The following is a 16038-nucleotide window of genomic DNA, read 5'->3' on the forward strand; positions in this document are numbered from 1 at the left end:
GCCACTCCATACGCAACACAAGGGAAACCGCATGACTTACTGCGTCGCCATGCACCTGGAGGACGGGCTCGTCTTCATCAGCGACTCACGCACCAATGCCGGCATCGACCAGATCTCCACCTTTGCCAAGTTGTTCGTCTTCAGCGTGCCAGGCGAGCGGCTGATCGTGCTGCAGACCGCCGGCAACCTGGCGACCTCGCAGTCCGTGGTCAACCTGCTGCGCCAGCGTACCCTGGGCAGCGGCCAGCACCTGCTGAACGTTGCCACGCTTTTCGATGCCACGGTGCTGGTTGCCGACACCCTGCGCGAAGTGGTCAGCCGTGACCGCAGCAAACTCACCGCGGGCATCGACCTGAGCAGTTCATTCATTGTCGGCGGCCAGATAGCCGCCGGGCCCATGGCCATTTTCAATGTCTACGCGCAGGGCAATTTCTTTCAGGCCACGCCGGATACTCCGTTCCTGCAACTGGGTGAAAGCAAGTACGGCCGGCCCATACTCGACCGCAACCTGGATTACCGCACGCCGCTCGATGAAGCGTTGCGCTGTGGCCTGATTTCGTTCGACTCCACCATCCGCAGCAACCTGTCGGTGGGCATGCCGCTGGACTTGCTGGTGTACCGCAAAAACAGCCTGGAGAGCATGACACGCAGGCGCATCAACAGCGACGATGCCTATTACCAGCAAATTCGCAAGCAATGGAGCGACGGGTTGAAGACACTCCTGGCTGAACTGCCGGCGCCGCCTTATGGCTGAATGAGGCGCCGTGGCCAGGTTTCATTGGGGAAGCGACGCAGGTTATCCTGCACCCTCCCCTTGTCACGAGATTGTCATGTCGTCCGTCGCCACTCCGGTGCAAACCCAACGCGCCGACCGAGACTCGCGCAACGCGGCCCAGGTGCTCAGCCTGTGCCTGCCCAGTGACGTACTGCTCTACCTGCTGCTGCCGATGTACGCAGCCGACTTCGGCGTGACCTTGGCCGAAGCTGGCGTGCTGCTGGCGGCCAACCGCCTGGTGCGCATCATCGGTTACGGCTGGGTCGTGCGCTTCTATGCCCGCCATGGCGACCGCGCGGCCTGCAGCCTTGCGGCCTTCGCCGCCGCCGTGTGCGCACTGGGCAATGCGATGCTGACCGGTTTCGCCGCGCTACTGTTGCTGCGCCTGGTCTGGGGCCTGTGCTTTGCCACGTTCAACCTGAGTACCCAAACCCTCGCTACCGCTGAGGTACAAGGGGCGGCACGCCGTGCGGGACGCTCGCGAGCGACCCTTTCCATCGGGCCAATGCTGGCCTTGCCGCTGGGTGCGCTGATGGCACAGGCCTACGGCCCGCGCAGTGTGTTCTTCGTGCTCTGCATCGGTGCTCTGTTCGGGCTGTGGCGTGCGCGCGCCCTGCCCGGCACCGGCCACGCGGTCGCCAGCCGCGGGGGCCGGCGCCTGCGCCTGCCCGACAGCATCGCTACCTGGTCCTTCATCGAAGGGGTGACCCTGGACGGCTTGTTCATCTTCGGCCTCTCGCTCTACGCACAAACCCACCTGGGGGAGTCCGGCGTGCTGGCAGCGGGCGTGCTGATGGCGGTGCGCTACCTGAGCGAAATGCTCTTCAGCCCCTTCGGCGGGCGCCTGGCCGACCGCTTCGGGCCGCTGCGCATGCTGGTAGCGCTGTCACTGGCCACGTCGCTGGCGCTGCTGCTGTTTGCCAGCCACTGGTTGTTCATCGGCGCCTTCTTCGTGCTGGTGCTACGCGCCCTGCAACTGCCGCTGGTGATGACGCTGGTGGCCCTGCGCAACCCGCAACAACGCATCCAGGCGCTGGCCGGCAACGCCGTGTGGCGTGACATTGGCGCGGGGCTCGGGCCGATGCTGGCGGGTGTGCTGCTGCCGCAGGTGCCAGCGATCTGGGCCTACGCCGGGGCGGCACTGGCGATCGCGATGGCAGCCTTGAATTGCGCCTGGTCGGCGCGACAATGAGTGCTGACGCCATGCATGACATGGGCTCACCTATGGTGTGAGGAGTGATCGTTTGAGTCGATCAAATCGCTGAAATCTAATGGTTGCAAACCAACAAGAAGCTCGCACGGAAGCGATCAGCGATAGAGATAACTACACGATGACTCCAACGTTCTCATTAATCGTTCTGGGCACTGCAATACTGCTGATCGTGGTCATGATCAGCAAGCTCAAGGTCCACCCCTTCCTGGCACTGCTGGCCGCAAGCCTGGTGGTGGGCATTGGTACCGGCATGCCGCCGACGGCCATGGTTGCCGCGTTCGAAAAAGGCATGGGCAGCACGCTGGGCTTTCTTGCCGGCATCATCGGCCTGGGCAGTATCCTCGGCAAACTGCTGGAAGAGTCGGGTGGGGCCAGGCGCATCGCCACCACGCTGCTGAACCTGTTGGGTGAACGCAATGCTTCATGGGCCATGATGCTGGTGGGCTTCATCGCTGGCATCCCGGTGTTTTTCGAGGTCGGCTTCGTGCTGCTCATTCCGCTGATCTACGTGGTTGCCCGGCAAACCCGCATCAGCATGCTGTACCTCGGCGTCCCGCTGGCCACCTCGCTGATGGTGGTGCACTGCATTCTGCCGCCACACCCAGCTGCTACGGCGATTACCGGCATGCTCAATGCCGATATCGGCACGGTCATCCTCTATGGCCTGATCGTTGGCTTGCCCACTGCCATCATCGCCGGCCCGGTCTGGGTACGCTTCGCCTGCAAGCGCGGCGCAACACAAGCGCAAGATACCTTCCTTTCGGCACGTACCGAAGCCCAGGTCGATGACCAGCCGCTGCCTGCTTTCGGCATTACCCTCGCCACCGTCCTGCTGCCGTTGCTGCTGATGGTCGGCAAAACCTTGGCCGTCATGGTGCTGGCAAAGGGCTCCACGCTGTACGAGTGGGTGGCCTTCGTTGGCAACCCACTGATCGCCCTGGCGCTGTCGGTTATGTTCGGCTACTGGGCACTGGGCCTGCGCCGCGGCCTGGACATGGCGCAGTTGCTCAACCTGACCCAGCGCTGCTTCCCGCCCCTGGCCGGTATTTTGCTGATTATCGGTGCCGGCGGCGCCTTCAACGACATGCTGGTCGGTAGCGGCATCGGCAAGGCGCTGGCTGACGTGCTCAACCAGACCCAGCTCAACCCGGTCATCCTCGCCTGGCTGATCGCTGGGATCATGCACTTCGCGGTCGGTTCGGCCACGGTGGCAATGATCAGCGCGGCCGGCATGGTCATGCCGATCCTGGGCCAACACCCCGAATACAACCGGGAAATCCTGGTGATCGCCATCGGTGCAGGCGCCATCGGCTGGACACACATTACCGATTCGGCGTTCTGGGTGGTGAAGGAGTATCTGGGGCTGTCACTCAGCGATGCGTTGAAAAAATTCACTGCGGCGACAGTGCTGGCCTCGGTGATCGCCTTGTGCCTGACCCTGCTCCTTTCAAAAATTGTCTGATCTACTCTGCAAAGACTGCACAACAGGTGAAATCATGATTCACGGAAAAACCCTGGAAGCCTGGCAACAAAGCCACCCGATCATCGCCGACCTGGTCGCCCTGAAAGAAACAAGCTGGTTCAACCCGGGTATCGCCCAGGCATCCGAAGCCCTACGCGACGTGGGCCTCACGGCTGCAGACGTGCAGGCGGCGAGCGCACGGCTGCAGCGGTTTGCGCCGTACCTGGCAACAGTCTTCCCCGAAACAGCGCCAGCCGGTGGCATCATCGAGTCGCACATCGCCCCATTGCCGCTGCTTCGCCAACGGCTGATCGAGGAAGGCGCATTGCGCAACGCCGGCAGCCTGTGGCTCAAGGCAGACAGCGACTTGCCTGTTTCCGGCTCGATCAAGGCCCGGGGTGGTATTCATGAAGTACTCAAGCATGCCGAAGACCTGGCCCTGGCGGCCGGCCTGATCACGCCAACGGATGACTACACCCGGCTGGCAAGCGAGCAGGCGCGCGCCTTCTTCGGCCAGTACAAGATCGCCGTGGGCTCGACCGGTAACCTGGGTTTGTCGATTGGCATCATGAGCGCGAAGCTGGGCTTCCAGGTGAGCGTGCACATGTCGTCCGACGCCAGGCAGTGGAAAAAGGACAAGCTGCGTGCCAACGGCGTGACCGTGGTCGAGCACGCCTCCGACTACAGCGTTGCGGTCGAGCAAGGGCGCCAACAGGCGGCAGCCGACCCCAGCTGCTACTTCGTTGACGACGAGAACTCGCCTCAGCTGTTCCTGGGCTATGCCGTCGCCGCTGAACGGCTGGCCCTCCAGTTCGACCAGGCTGGCATCCAGGTGGACGCAGATCACCCGCTGTTCGTCTACCTGCCTTGCGGCGTAGGGGGCGGCCCTGGCGGCGTAGCGTTCGGGTTGAAGCTGGTATTCGGCGATGCGGTGCACTGTATCTTTGCCGAACCCACCCACTCCCCTTGCATGTTGCTGGGCGTGTACACCGGCCTGCACGATGAAACCAGCGTGCAGGACTTCGGCATCGACAACATCACCGCCGCCGACGGTCTGGCGGTCGGGCGGCCATCCGGGTTCGTCGGCAAAGCCATGCAGCGGCTGATCGATGGTTACTACACCGTGACCGACGAAGCACTGTACCGCTTGATGGTCATCGCCCATGAGCAGGACAAGGTCAAACTGGAACCTTCTGCCTTGGCCGGCGTACCCGGTATGCTACGGGTATTGCAGGCAGACGAGTACCTGGCTCGTCAAGGCTTCACCCCAACCCAGCTGCAGCAGGCAACCCACCTCGTCTGGGGAACCGGTGGCAGCATGGTGCCGGAAGATGAGTTCAACGCCTACCTGGCGAAAGGGCGCAGCGTGTAACCGCAATCAGTGAACTGCACAGGAAGGATTGAACCATGAAAAAGCCCAGCGGCGGCGCCGTGAACTCAGTGGCTCGCACCTGGGCAGCCTGCATGTCTTTCTGGTGGCCGCACGGCACTTGAGCTCTCTCGCGCGGCGGATGAGCTGTGCCTGACGGCCAGTGCCGTGAGCCATCGCATCAATCGACTGGAAGATGAACTGGCGCTCAAGCTGTTCCACCGCATGCCGCGCAAAGTCAGCCTCAGCGAAGACGGCGAGCGCCTGTTCGCGGTCATGCAGCGCACCATGGATGAGCTCAGCGAGGCCGTGCAGGCACGCGCGCACGCCGAAATCGCCGGCCAGCTGACGCTGTATGTACGCCCGTCAGTCGCACAGTGCTGGCTGGTGCCACGGCTGGCGCAGTTCACCACCCGTTACCCCGACATCCAGCTCGATATCAGGGTGGGCAACGAGAGCATCGATTACCGCACCCGCAAGATCGACCTGGTCCTCTGTTATTCGGATGGTCACCATCCGGGTTTGCAGAGCATCCATTTGATGAACGAGCGAATCGCCCCGGTGTGCTCCCTCATTACGCTCAGACCCATGCATTGGCCAATGACCTGAACCGGCTGGATCAATGCACCACATTGCATGATGTAGCGGCCTGGGACAACGCTGCATTCGATGCCGAATGGCAGCTCTGGGCCAGCACCACAGGTGCGCGTATCAGCCTCCCGCGCCGGTTCCTCACCTTCGATCGCTCCGACCTTTGCACGCTCGCGGCACTGAACCACACAGGCGTCGCGATCGGCCGGGAACAACTGGTCAGAACGCGCATTGCGCAAGGTGAACTGGTCCTGCCGTTCGGCGGTTTCGTCGACACCCCCAACTATGGCTATTACCTGGTCTACCCGCATCATGACCCGATGCCCAAACGCCTGCAGGTGTTGATCGACTGGCTCGTGGAATGCGCCCAGTCACCTGGCCCGAACCCATGACTTGCACGACGGCGCAAGCTTCAACCCTTTATCTTTATCGATGTATCCAAGCTTCGCGCCCGTGTTCGATTGCTTCTTTTCATTTGTTTGCGGTCGGCTGCGCTGGGGTGCGCAGCGCCGATGACGACACATTCTGACCATCGCCCCCCAGACCATGAGCACCCCACAGCATCAGGATGTTCATCATGGGTTCTCGACTGCACCCCTTCGCCTTCGACAGCCGTCGCACTGTCGATACCTGCACACTGTCCCTGAAGTGGAGTTTCCAGCTGCTCCTGGACCTTGGGGCGCATCGTACGTTCATCGGCCGCCACGGGCTGAATGACGATGACCTGGGTTATGAGCTGGGCATCGCAAAGTGGGTGGATGACGACCACTACAAACCTGCCCTTGCCTTGGCCGCGTTGCGCAAGAGCGCGCGCGCCTTCACCGCCGAGCATCCGCAAGTAGATTACCCGGATAACCTGGCGGCCAATCTCGAGGCTTTGGGGCAATTGCTGAGTTTTTCCGAAGCGGACCTGCAGGTACTCGGCTTCTGCGTGTTGTTGCACTGCGACCCAACGCTGAGCGATGCCACCGACCAGTTGGGCATGCTGGGGTTCAAACAAGCAGTGAAAGTGCTGTCTGTACTCCTCGGCTTGCCACTTGCGACCGTAGAAGCCTGCCTGGCACACAACAGCCCGTTGCTGCGCACCGGCCTGCTGGAAATCAGCACCAGCAACCGCGCCGCCATGGCGCTGAGCTCGATGTTGTCGGTGAGCAACCAGGAGCTGCCTGGCCGGTTGCGCTTCAACAAGGGTACCCCCCTGGAGCTGTTCGCCTACGCTTTTCGCTTGAGCCCTCCTGGCAGCTTGACGGCGGAACACTACAGCCATGTCAGCCAGCAGTTGCTGATCGCCGAGCGCTACCTGGGCAGCGTCCTGGCCAAACAGCGCCCAGGTGTGAACATCCTGCTGTACGGCCCTCCTGGCACTGGCAAAACCCAGCTGAGCAGGCTACTCGCCAATACCTTGGGCCGTGCGCTTTATGAAGTAGCCTGCACCGACAGCCACGGCGACCCGGTATCGGCAAAACAGCGCCTGTGTTCGCTGCGCGCGGCCAACAGTGTGTTGCAAACGCAATCCGCCCTGCTGGTACTGGACGAAATCGAAGACATCTTCCAGGCCGCCAGTGCAGACGCTGGCAAGCGCTCGCAAAAGGGTTGGATCAACCGCATGCTGGAAGAAAACACGCTGCCGTGCTTTTGGCTGAGCAACAGCATCGAAGACATCGACGCTGCGCATATTCGTCGCTTCGACCTGGTGATCGAGGTGCCGAACCCGCCCTTGGCGCAGCGCCAGCAGATGCTGCGCGAATGTGGCGCAGGCAAGCTGGGCAGTACCTTGGTAGAACACCTCAGCGCCCATGACCAGGTCACCCCTGCTGTGCTGGACCGGGCAGTGCGTGTGGGGCGAAGCGTGGCCCCGCGCGCCGGCAAGATGCTGGACAACACCATTCGTTGCGTCGTGAACGCGACCTTGAAGGCACAAGGTTTCGACAAGCTGCAAAGCAATGAGCATTCTCTGCCCGCTTTCTATTCCCCGCCTGGATCAACACCGACCAGCCCCTCGACGGGCTGGTCGACGGGCTACGCGCTGACGCAGAGGCCCGGCTTTGTTTTTACGGCCCGCCAGGCACCGGCAAGACCGCGTTTGGCCACTGGTTGGCGCAACAGCTGGGCAAACCGCTGATGGTTAAGCGAGTCTCGGACCTGGTTTCGCCCTACGTGGGTACGACCGAGCAGAACCTGGCACAAGCGTTCGATCGTGCCCAGCAAGAACAGGCCGTTCTGCTGCTCGACGAAGTCGACAGCTTCCTGCAGGACCGCCGCAAGGCTCGCCAGAGCTGGGAGGTCACTGCGGTCAATGAAATGCTCACGCAAATGGAAAGCTACCGAGGGCTGTTCATCGCCTCGACCAACCTGATGAGCGATCTGGATGAAGCCTCTTTGCGCCGCTTCGACCTCAAAGTGCATTTCGGCTACCTGAAAACCGCCCAGGTTCAAGCGCTGTTCAGCGCACACCTCAAGGCGCTGGGGCTCAAAGACCCACAGCACGCCGCCGCCCGTCTGCGCGGCGAAACCTGCCTGACCCCGGGTGACTTCGCCGCGGTTGCCCGACGCGGCCGATTCAAACCCTTTGCCAACGCCAATGAACTGGCCACGGCGTTGATTGCCGAATGCCGCCTGAAAACTACGGCGCAACAACGCCCCATCGGCTTCACCCAGTGGACGAATTAAAGGTTGCAGGTTTGGCGCCGATAGGCAGACTAGCCGCCATTGCTGGCCATAAGCCAGCCCTGCCACCACAAGGATGACTCTCTTGCCTTCAGCCAAGACCCATACCGCGCTGAGCCGCCAGTGGGAGCTGCTGCGCCAGCTGCCAAAACGCGCCCCCGGCAGCACGGTGACTGAACTGCTGGCCCGCCTGACGGATGCGGGCTACGTCATCAGCAGACGCAGCATCGAGCGCGATCTGCATGACCTTTCCCTGGTGTTTCCGTTGCAGCGCAACGAAGGGGGAACGCCATCGGGCTGGTACTGGAAGCCAGGTGTGAGTGTCGAGCTGCAAGGCATCACGTTGACCGAAGCCGTCAGCCTGGCGCTGGTCGAGGACGCCGTTCGCCCCTTGTTGCCAGGGAGCATGCTGAGTGTTCTGGAACCACGCTTCGAGCACGCACGGCAAAAGCTCAAGGGGTTGGGCGACGGCAACCCAGCCGCCCGCTGGCCAGACAAAGTGGCCAGCGTGCGGCCGGACTTCAACATGCAAGCGCCGCAGGTTCATGCAGAAACGCTTGAAGCCCTGCAGCACGCCTTGATCAGCGAACAGCAGATCCGCTGCCAGTACTATTCGGCGCACAATGACAAGCAAAGCGACTTGACACTCAACCCGCTGGCGATTGTGCAGCGCGGCTTGATCACTTACCTCATCGCCACGGCGGCGCCCTACACCGATGTCCGTCAATTCGCGGTGCACCGCTTCCGAGAGGTGACCGTACTCGACTCGCCGTGCCAGGGGCTGGAGTCGTTCGAATTGCACAGCTACCTCGCCACGGATGCCCTGCAATTTGGCAAACCCGAAAAGATCTGCCTGGAAGCTTGGGTGAGCGAACGCCAGGCACGCCTGATTCGCGAAACCCCACTGAGCACGGACATGACGCTCGAACCGTGGGAGCAAGGCTTCCGCCTTCAGGCAACGGTCAACAATACCTGGCAGTTGCACTGGTGGCTGTTGTCGCTCGGTGACGCGGTGGTGGTGCATGCGCCAGCACAATTGCGCCAACAGATCGGCGATACGCTGCGCCGCGCCGCCGCCGCGTACGCGCCTGAACAGTGCCTGGCCTGAGCACCTGGTGCCCGAAGCGGTACAGCCCGGTAACCGAGTAGAGTCATGACTGCAATGAGTGATAGCCTATAGCCATAACTTACCTGATGGGCCCTGCCCCGCGAATACGGCCTCCCAGCCAGCATTGCCCCAAGCCAAGGAAGCAAACGCAATGGACTACCAGTCGCTCAAGACTCGTCAGCGCATTGAACGCGACGCCCATCACCCCAACCTGGCGATTCGTATACACCGGGCCCTGAGCTGGCTACAGCGCGCCGAGCAGGCCGACGACGTCGATGGTCGTTTCGTTTTCCTGTGGATCGCCTTCAACGCCGCCTACGCCACGGATATCGACGAGCAGTATCGGTTGTCCGAACAAGAGGCATTCAAGGCCTTCCTGCACAAGCTCTGCGTGCTGGACAGTGAGCATGTCATCGAGAAACTGGTGTGGTCGGAGTTTTCTGGCAGCATCCGTGCATTGCTGGACAACCCCTATGTGTTCCAGAGCTTCTGGGAGTTCCAGAACGGCAAAATCAGCGAAGCCGAGTGGGAAGAACGCCTGCGCAACGGCAAACGCGCCGCCCACCACGCACTGGCGGAACGTGATACGGCCAAGGTTCTGGGGGTACTGTTCAACCGCATCTACACCTTGCGCAATCAACTGATGCACGGCGGTGCGACCTGGAACGGCAGCGTCAATCGCACACAGCTGCGCGACTGCACCAAACTGCTGGGCAAGCTGGTCCCTTTGATCATCCTGCTTATGCTCGACAACCCCGACACCCTCTGGGGCGACGCCTGCTACCCGGTGGTCAGCGACTGACCTCCTGACCCGGAGCCCTGACGTCCAGCCAACGCCACCATCGCGCCAATTGCCCGCCAGCCAGCGCACAAGCTGGCTGCGACACAAGCTGTCGCCCCCCGCTCACACAATGGAACAAACCTGCCCACAGGCCAACGTCACTGCTGCCCAAGTGGTGCGCTGGATACAAGGAGCGCCAAAGTGCCTGAAATGCTCATCACGTTCGGAATGCAACTCGACGGTCAGCGGGCTACACAGCCCGGCAATCGGCTAGGCGCCCTGACAGTCGGGCCACAAGGTTTGCTGGACATCCTCGAAGGCCAGCTGGGCCTGCTCGCCGTGCGGCCATGTGCAGCGCAGCGCGCAGCCGCGTACCGCGCCTGCCTGGCCCAGTGCGATAACGGGCGACGCTTCTATCACGCCAGCTTCAGCGCCGACGAACTGGGCGTGGCAGCCACGCTGCTGGCCTGGCGCGACGACTTGTACCTCCACGGCTGGGACGGACGCGCAAAAGCAGTTGCCAGCCAACGGATCAACGACCTTGCCGAAGTTGAAGCCGATGCTTGCGAGGTCGTGCCACCGTCCATCGGGCAACGACTGCAACAGGTTGCCGAAGCGTTGGCCGTTCGCCGCGCCTGCATTACCAACGTGTACCTCAGCGATGCATGGGAGGTGTACCCCCTGGCCTGGCAACGGGTGCTGCAACGGCTGCCTCACGCGCAGCTGCCTAACCCGTCGGGTGCTGCACCAGGTTTCTCGGGCAGTTGCAGGCGGTGTTGCGCGACAGTGTTGCAGGCGCGCCCGTCTCCCCCGTGCCCTGGCAGGATGACGGAAGCGTCCGGGTGGTTCAGGCGCAGACCCGAACGCTGGCCGCTACCTGGCTCAGCCGCACATTGCCCCAAGGCCGGCAGACGCTGCTGGTGGCCACTGCCGACGGCGCCTGCCTGGACAGCCACCTGGCAGGTGCGAACCAGGCCCGGCATGGCCTTTCTGGCAGCAGCATTCTGCGGCCGGCCTTGCAAGTCTTGCCGCTGACGATGGAATTGCTCTGGGCACCGCTGAATTACCCGGTGCTTCTGCAGTTCCTGACCCATCCGATCAACCCCGTTCGGCTGTTTGCCCGCCGCCAGCTGGCAGCCAAGATATCCAGCATGCCCGGCATTGTCGGGGCCGAATGGGACAGGCTGCTCGAACGCATCAGCGCGTACTACGGCCCTGACGCGCCAAGTGTTCGCACGTCTATCGAACATTGGCTCGAAGCACCCACGTTTTCCCCTGACACGGGTGCTCCGCTGAACGAAGTGCAGGTGCGCGTTCAGCGCTTGCAAGCGTTCTTTCAGCTGCGCCTGGGGCACCAGGACCCAGCACAGCGCCAGGCAGCGCAGGCCGGCCATGGCCAATGTCAGGCAGCGCTGCAGGCACTGGCCGCCCTCGAGCAGCAAGGTGTCGAGTTCCTGCGCCCACGGCAGTTGCAGCAGGTTGTCGAGCAAGCGACTGCAAACGGTTCGGACAACCCGCTGCTGGCGGCACAGGCCGGCGCCTACCTGACCGTCACTCGCCCGGGTGCAGCCATCGAACCGGCCGACACTGTGACATGGTGGAACCTGGCCATGCCGGCGTTGCCGGCACGCTCCCCGTGGTCCAGAGCTGAAAGCCGCCAATGGGCAGACCTGGGTGTCGCCTTGCCCGACAGCACCGCGCAACTGGCTCAGGCAGCCCAGGACTGGCTGCGTCCCGTCCTGGCAGCACGGCAGCAGTTGACACTGGTGCTGGCGCCGCCCCAGGAAGAGCCCCACCCGCTCTGGCAGTTGATCGAAACGGTCGTCAGCCAGCCGCACGTGCACGCATTGGAGGACCTCATGCTCGCGCCAGGGCCGTTGTGCCAGGCACAAACCCTGCACGCGCTGCCGCTACGCAAACGCTGGTGGAAGCTGCCTGCCGGCACCCCACTGGCTGCGCCAGAGAAGGCTTCGTATACAAGCCTTAACCTGTTGCTGTTCAACCCTTACCACTGGCTGCTGCAGTACGGTGCCAGGATCCAGGCCAGCAACAGCCCCAGCTTGAGCGACAGCTATCGACTGAATGGCGCGCTCGCACACCGCCTGGCCGAGCGCTTTTTCAACGTGCCGGACGCGCTGACGATGTCCACTGACGCGTTCGATACCTGGTTCGCCACGCACTTCGAGCAGGTGGTGCTCGAGGAAGGGGCGGTCCTGCTGATGCGCGGCCGTGGCGCCGATCTGGCAACACTGCGCCACCGCGTACGTCGCGCAATGATCCAGCTGCGCAGCCACTTCGCACGGGCCAATGTCGTGGCTGTCACCACTGAGCAGCCACTGGCCGGCACCTTCGTGGGCGGTGCGCTGGCAGGCTCGGCAGACCTGGTAGTGACCACCGCAAACGAACTGCGTGCGGTCGTCGACATGAAGTGGGCCGGTGGCAAGAAGTACCCCGACCAACTTCAGGCCAACCGCCATCTGCAACTGGCGATCTATGCCGAACTGCTGCAGCAGCAGACCGGCTCGGTGCCATCCGTGGCGTATTTCATTCTGGAGCCTGCACGCTTGCTGACACCGGACGACCGCGTGTTCGCCGACGCGCAACAGGTGCCTGCCAACCCCCAGGCAACACCCGCGAGCTGTGGCAGGCCTTCATCAAAGCCTGGAAATGGCGGCAAGGGCAGCTTGCCGATGGCCACTTCGAGCTGGCACTGGTAGGCATCGAGGAGGACGAGGCTTCCCAGCCACCGGCGCATGCACTGGCCATGGAATACCTCAAAGAAGCCTACAACGACTACCTGAGCTTGGCTGGATGGGAGCAATGAGCATGTCCGACAACCCGCGCATCACGTTCATCAGCGCTGGCGCTGGCAGCGGCAAGACCTATCGGCTCACGGAGCTTTTGTACCAGGAGCTGACCAGCCAACAGGTGCAGCCAGAGGGCATCATCGCCACCACGTTCACCCGCAAAGCCGCTGCCGAGCTGCGCGAGCGCGTGCGCAGCCACCTGCTCGACAAGGGGCAGGTCGGCCTGGCCAGCGCTATGGGCCAGGCACGCATCGGTACGGTAAACAGCCTGTGTGGCCAGTTGCTCGAGCACTTCGCCTTTGAAGCCGGCATGCCACCGCAACAGCGCGTGCTGGAAGAAGAGCAGGCGAAGGTGCTGCTCAACCAGGCCGTCGATAGCGTCCTTGACGGTACGCGCATGGAGGCGTTCCTTGCCATCAGTCGGCGCCTGGGGCTGGAGGTTACCCTGCAGCAGAGCGACCTTCCGAGTGACAGCTGGCAAGACGCACTACGCCGACTGCTGGATCAGCTGCGCAGCAATGACATTGACCTTGAGCGCGCGCGCGACTTCGCTGCGCGTAACGCCCAGGACCTGCTTGCGCACTTCCCCAGCGTGACCAGCAGCGATCTGGACGCTGAGCTGCTGCGCACCCTTCCCGATGTGCTTGCACTGCTGCAAGCCGCCAACAGCAAAGTCAAGCTGACAGCAACGTACATCACCTTGCTCAAGGACTTCCAGCGTGAGCTGCAGCAAGGCAATGCCCGCTGGAGCGACTGGGCAAAGCTGGCTAAAACGGCACCGGAAGCCAAGCTGACACCGTTGGTGGCCGGCGTGACCGAAAGGGTACAGCGCTATGCCGAGCACCCGCGCCTGCACGCCGATCTGAGGGAATACCTGGACCAGATATTCAACCTCGCCATCGATGCCTTGCAACTGTACAGCCGTAACAAGATCGAGCTGGGCGTGCTGGACTTCGCCGACCAGGAACATGCGTTGCTCAGATTGCTGGACAACCCCGCGGTCATCGAGGTGCTGGAGCAAGAACTGGACCTGGTCATGGTTGACGAGTTCCAGGACACCAGCCCTATGCAGTTGGCGATTTTCCTGAAGCTTGCCCGCATCGCCAAGCGGGTTTACTGGGTAGGCGATATCAAACAGGCGATCTACGGTTTTCGTGGCAGCGACTGCGCCTTGATGCAAGCCATCCTTGGCGCTTTGCCTGGCATGGGCGGGGTCAAAGAGGTATTGCCCAAATCCTGGCGCTCGCGCCCTGAGCTTGTCGAGTTGACCAACGAAGTGTTCACCCAGGCGTTCAGCAACAGCCTGTCCGCCGACGAGGTCCGGCTCACGCCTACTCGACAGGACCCGCTTGGCGGGCCCGCCTTTGCCAACTGGATACTCGATGGCAGCAATGCCGAGCAGCAGACCTGTGCACTTGCCGAAGGGATAGGGCAACTGCTCGAAAGCCGCTACCAGGTGTTCGACAAGACCACCCAGCAGGCCCGTGACCTGCAGGCTGGCGATATCACCGTGCTTTGCTACTCCCACAGCAATGTGGCCAAGGTAGCGGCGGCCCTGGCCGCCGCAGGCCTGCCCTGCTCCACCGCCCAGCCCGGGCTGCTGGCAACGCCAGAAGCGACACTGGCGCTGGCCTGCTTGCGCCGGTTGAATGACCCGACGGATACCCTGGCCACCGCCCAGATCGTCTCCATGACCAGCGCCGAAGAACCAGAAAGCTGGGTTGCAGAGCGCTTGCACTATCTGCACGCCGGGCACCCGCAAGGCCAATGGCGAGAACAAACAGTCGATGCGCATGCAGCACATCCGCTGGTCGCCGAACTGGCACGGCTACGTGCCGACCTGCCATTGCTGACGCCGGTCGAGGCGCTGCAGCGCTTGATCGCCGAATGCGACTTGGCCCGTTGCGTAACGGGCTGGTCGACCACGCCGGCACAGGCGCAGAAGCGCCTGGCCAACCTGGACGCGTTGCTTGAACTGGCGCAACGCTACCAAGACCTCTGTCGCAATGGGCTGGGGGCGGCATCGATTTCCGGGCTGGTGCTCTGGTGGGGCAAACCGCCGGCGCGGGCAATGATGCGCTGGCAACCCCGGCCCTGGATGCGGTCCGGGTGATGACTCACCACGCCAGTAAGGGCCTGGAGTGGCCCGTGGTCATCCTGATGGACCTGGCGCGGGACGTTGGCGAGCGGCTGTGGTCGGTTTCGGCGCAATCCGACAGTGCCCTGGACCCGAATGATCCATTGCGCGACCGCTTTATCCGTTACTGGCCGTGGCCACTGGGCAAGCAGAAAAACGTGCCGCTGGCGGACACCATCGGCAAAACCCCCGCTGCCAAGGCGTGCCGCGATGAGGCTGTCGAGGAAGCCAAGCGCCTGCTGTACGTGAGCATGACCCGCGCCCGTGATTTTCTGGTGATTGCTCGTTCCAGCAGGCGGTTGACTGGGCCGTGGCTAGATTGCGTCCAGGCTCCATGGCTGACGACCGAAGCAGGCACACATGAATTGCAGCTGAAAAGTGGAACAACCGTGCGCGTCGAGCATCGCACGCTTGGCGCCGGCAGTGCGCCAGTCATTGCAACAGCCACCACCAACCAGCTGCACTGGTTTGCGTCCCCCGACAGCGTTACACCTCGATTGCCACTTGGGGTGCAGCCTTCGGCCACCCAGGCCAGCGCGCTTGCTGGTGCACAGGAAACCTGCCGTATCGGTAGCCGCATCACCTTGCAAGGCAACCCGGACATGAGCGCAGTAGGCACTGCGATTCATGCCAGCCTTGGCCTGTCGTTCAGCGACCCGGAGCGCCCGATAAGCCAGGACGAGGTTAACCGATTGCTGCGGGGCCTGGACGTACTCGAACACGTCGATGCCCGCCAGGTACTGGCCCAGGTGACGGCCTTGCATGCCTGGATTGCAAGTCGCTGGCCCCACGCCGACGCGGAGGCTGAATACCCGGTACAACAACTGCTGGATGCCGGCCAGGTACTGGATGGCCGCATTGACCTGCTGTTGGCCACCCCAGAGGGTTGGGTGTTGATCGACCACAAGTCCAACCCGGCACCCGAGGCGCAATGGCAGCGGCTGGCGGCAACGCACGCGGGGCAGTTGCAGGCCTACGCCAAGGCTGTGGAGGCCGCATCAGGCAAGCCGGTGACAGAGGCCTGGCTGTTCTTGCCCGTAGCTGCCGGTGCCGTTCGCGTGTTCTGAAAACCAGCCACTTGCAAGGTTTGCAGATAGACTCAGGCGGCCTGACTGAGCAGGCCGCCCC

General features: G+C 62.8%; 10 protein-coding genes and 2 pseudogenes. 11 read left to right on the forward strand and 1 reads right to left on the reverse strand.

Features of this window, described 5'->3' with window-relative positions; genetic code table 11:
• The first annotated feature begins 31 nt into the window (after positions 1-31).
• From AB5975_26215 to AB5975_26250, 8 genes and pseudogenes are all read left to right on the forward strand, one after another.
• Positions 32-754, forward strand: coding sequence for a proteasome-type protease (locus AB5975_26215; protein ID XDR19926.1), 723 nt, complete (start codon positions 32-34; stop codon positions 752-754).
• Between the two features lie 76 nt (positions 755-830).
• Positions 831-1967: an MFS transporter gene (locus tag AB5975_26220; GenBank protein XDR19927.1), complete on the forward strand. Its 1137-nt coding sequence runs from the start codon at positions 831-833 to the stop codon at positions 1965-1967.
• 139 nt (positions 1968-2106) lie between these two features.
• On the forward strand, positions 2107-3450 hold the full coding sequence (locus tag AB5975_26225) for a gluconate:H+ symporter (GenBank protein ID XDR19928.1): 1344 nt from the start codon (positions 2107-2109) through the stop codon (positions 3448-3450).
• Between the two features lie 34 nt (positions 3451-3484).
• On the forward strand, positions 3485-4822 hold the full coding sequence (locus tag AB5975_26230; protein XDR19929.1) for a D-serine ammonia-lyase: 1338 nt from the start codon (positions 3485-3487) through the stop codon (positions 4820-4822).
• A gap of 35 nt (positions 4823-4857) precedes the next feature.
• A pseudogene (gene dsdC / locus AB5975_26235) lies at positions 4858-5802 on the forward strand (DNA-binding transcriptional regulator DsdC).
• 185 nt (positions 5803-5987) lie between these two features.
• Positions 5988-8080 (forward strand): annotated as a pseudogene (locus AB5975_26240) (AAA family ATPase).
• An 82-nt stretch (positions 8081-8162) separates the two neighbouring features.
• Complete coding sequence (locus AB5975_26245; GenBank protein XDR19930.1) at positions 8163-9185, forward strand: helix-turn-helix transcriptional regulator; 1023 nt, start codon at positions 8163-8165, stop codon at positions 9183-9185.
• A 151-nt stretch (positions 9186-9336) separates the two neighbouring features.
• On the forward strand, positions 9337-9987 hold the full coding sequence (locus AB5975_26250; protein XDR19931.1) for a HEPN domain-containing protein: 651 nt from the start codon (positions 9337-9339) through the stop codon (positions 9985-9987).
• Positions 9988-10236: 249 nt separating this feature from the next.
• Here AB5975_26250 and AB5975_26255 read toward each other — a convergent pair whose 3' ends face one another.
• Positions 10237-10683, reverse strand: coding sequence for a hypothetical protein (locus AB5975_26255; protein ID XDR19932.1), 447 nt, complete (start codon positions 10681-10683; stop codon positions 10237-10239).
• A gap of 125 nt (positions 10684-10808) precedes the next feature.
• Between AB5975_26255 and AB5975_26260 the strand changes: the two genes are divergently transcribed.
• The 3 genes from AB5975_26260 to AB5975_26270 all read left to right on the forward strand — a co-directional run bounded on the left by AB5975_26260 (position 10809) and on the right by AB5975_26270 (position 15977).
• Positions 10809-12683, forward strand: a complete 1875-nt coding sequence (locus tag AB5975_26260; protein XDR19933.1) for a PD-(D/E)XK nuclease family protein — start codon at positions 10809-10811, stop codon at positions 12681-12683.
• Between the two features lie 103 nt (positions 12684-12786).
• Positions 12787-14886 (forward strand): UvrD-helicase domain-containing protein, encoded by a 2100-nt coding sequence (locus tag AB5975_26265; GenBank protein ID XDR19934.1) that lies wholly within the window; start codon positions 12787-12789, stop codon positions 14884-14886.
• A complete protein-coding gene (locus AB5975_26270) occupies positions 14820-15977 on the forward strand; it encodes a 3'-5' exonuclease (protein ID XDR19935.1) in 1158 nt (385 codons plus the stop codon). Before AB5975_26265 ends, AB5975_26270 begins: the two co-directional genes overlap by 67 nt.
• The last annotated feature ends 61 nt before the right edge of the window (positions 15978-16038 follow it).

This window comes from Pseudomonas putida (assembly GCA_041071465.1).
GTDB lineage: Bacteria > Pseudomonadota > Gammaproteobacteria > Pseudomonadales > Pseudomonadaceae > Aquipseudomonas > Aquipseudomonas putida_P.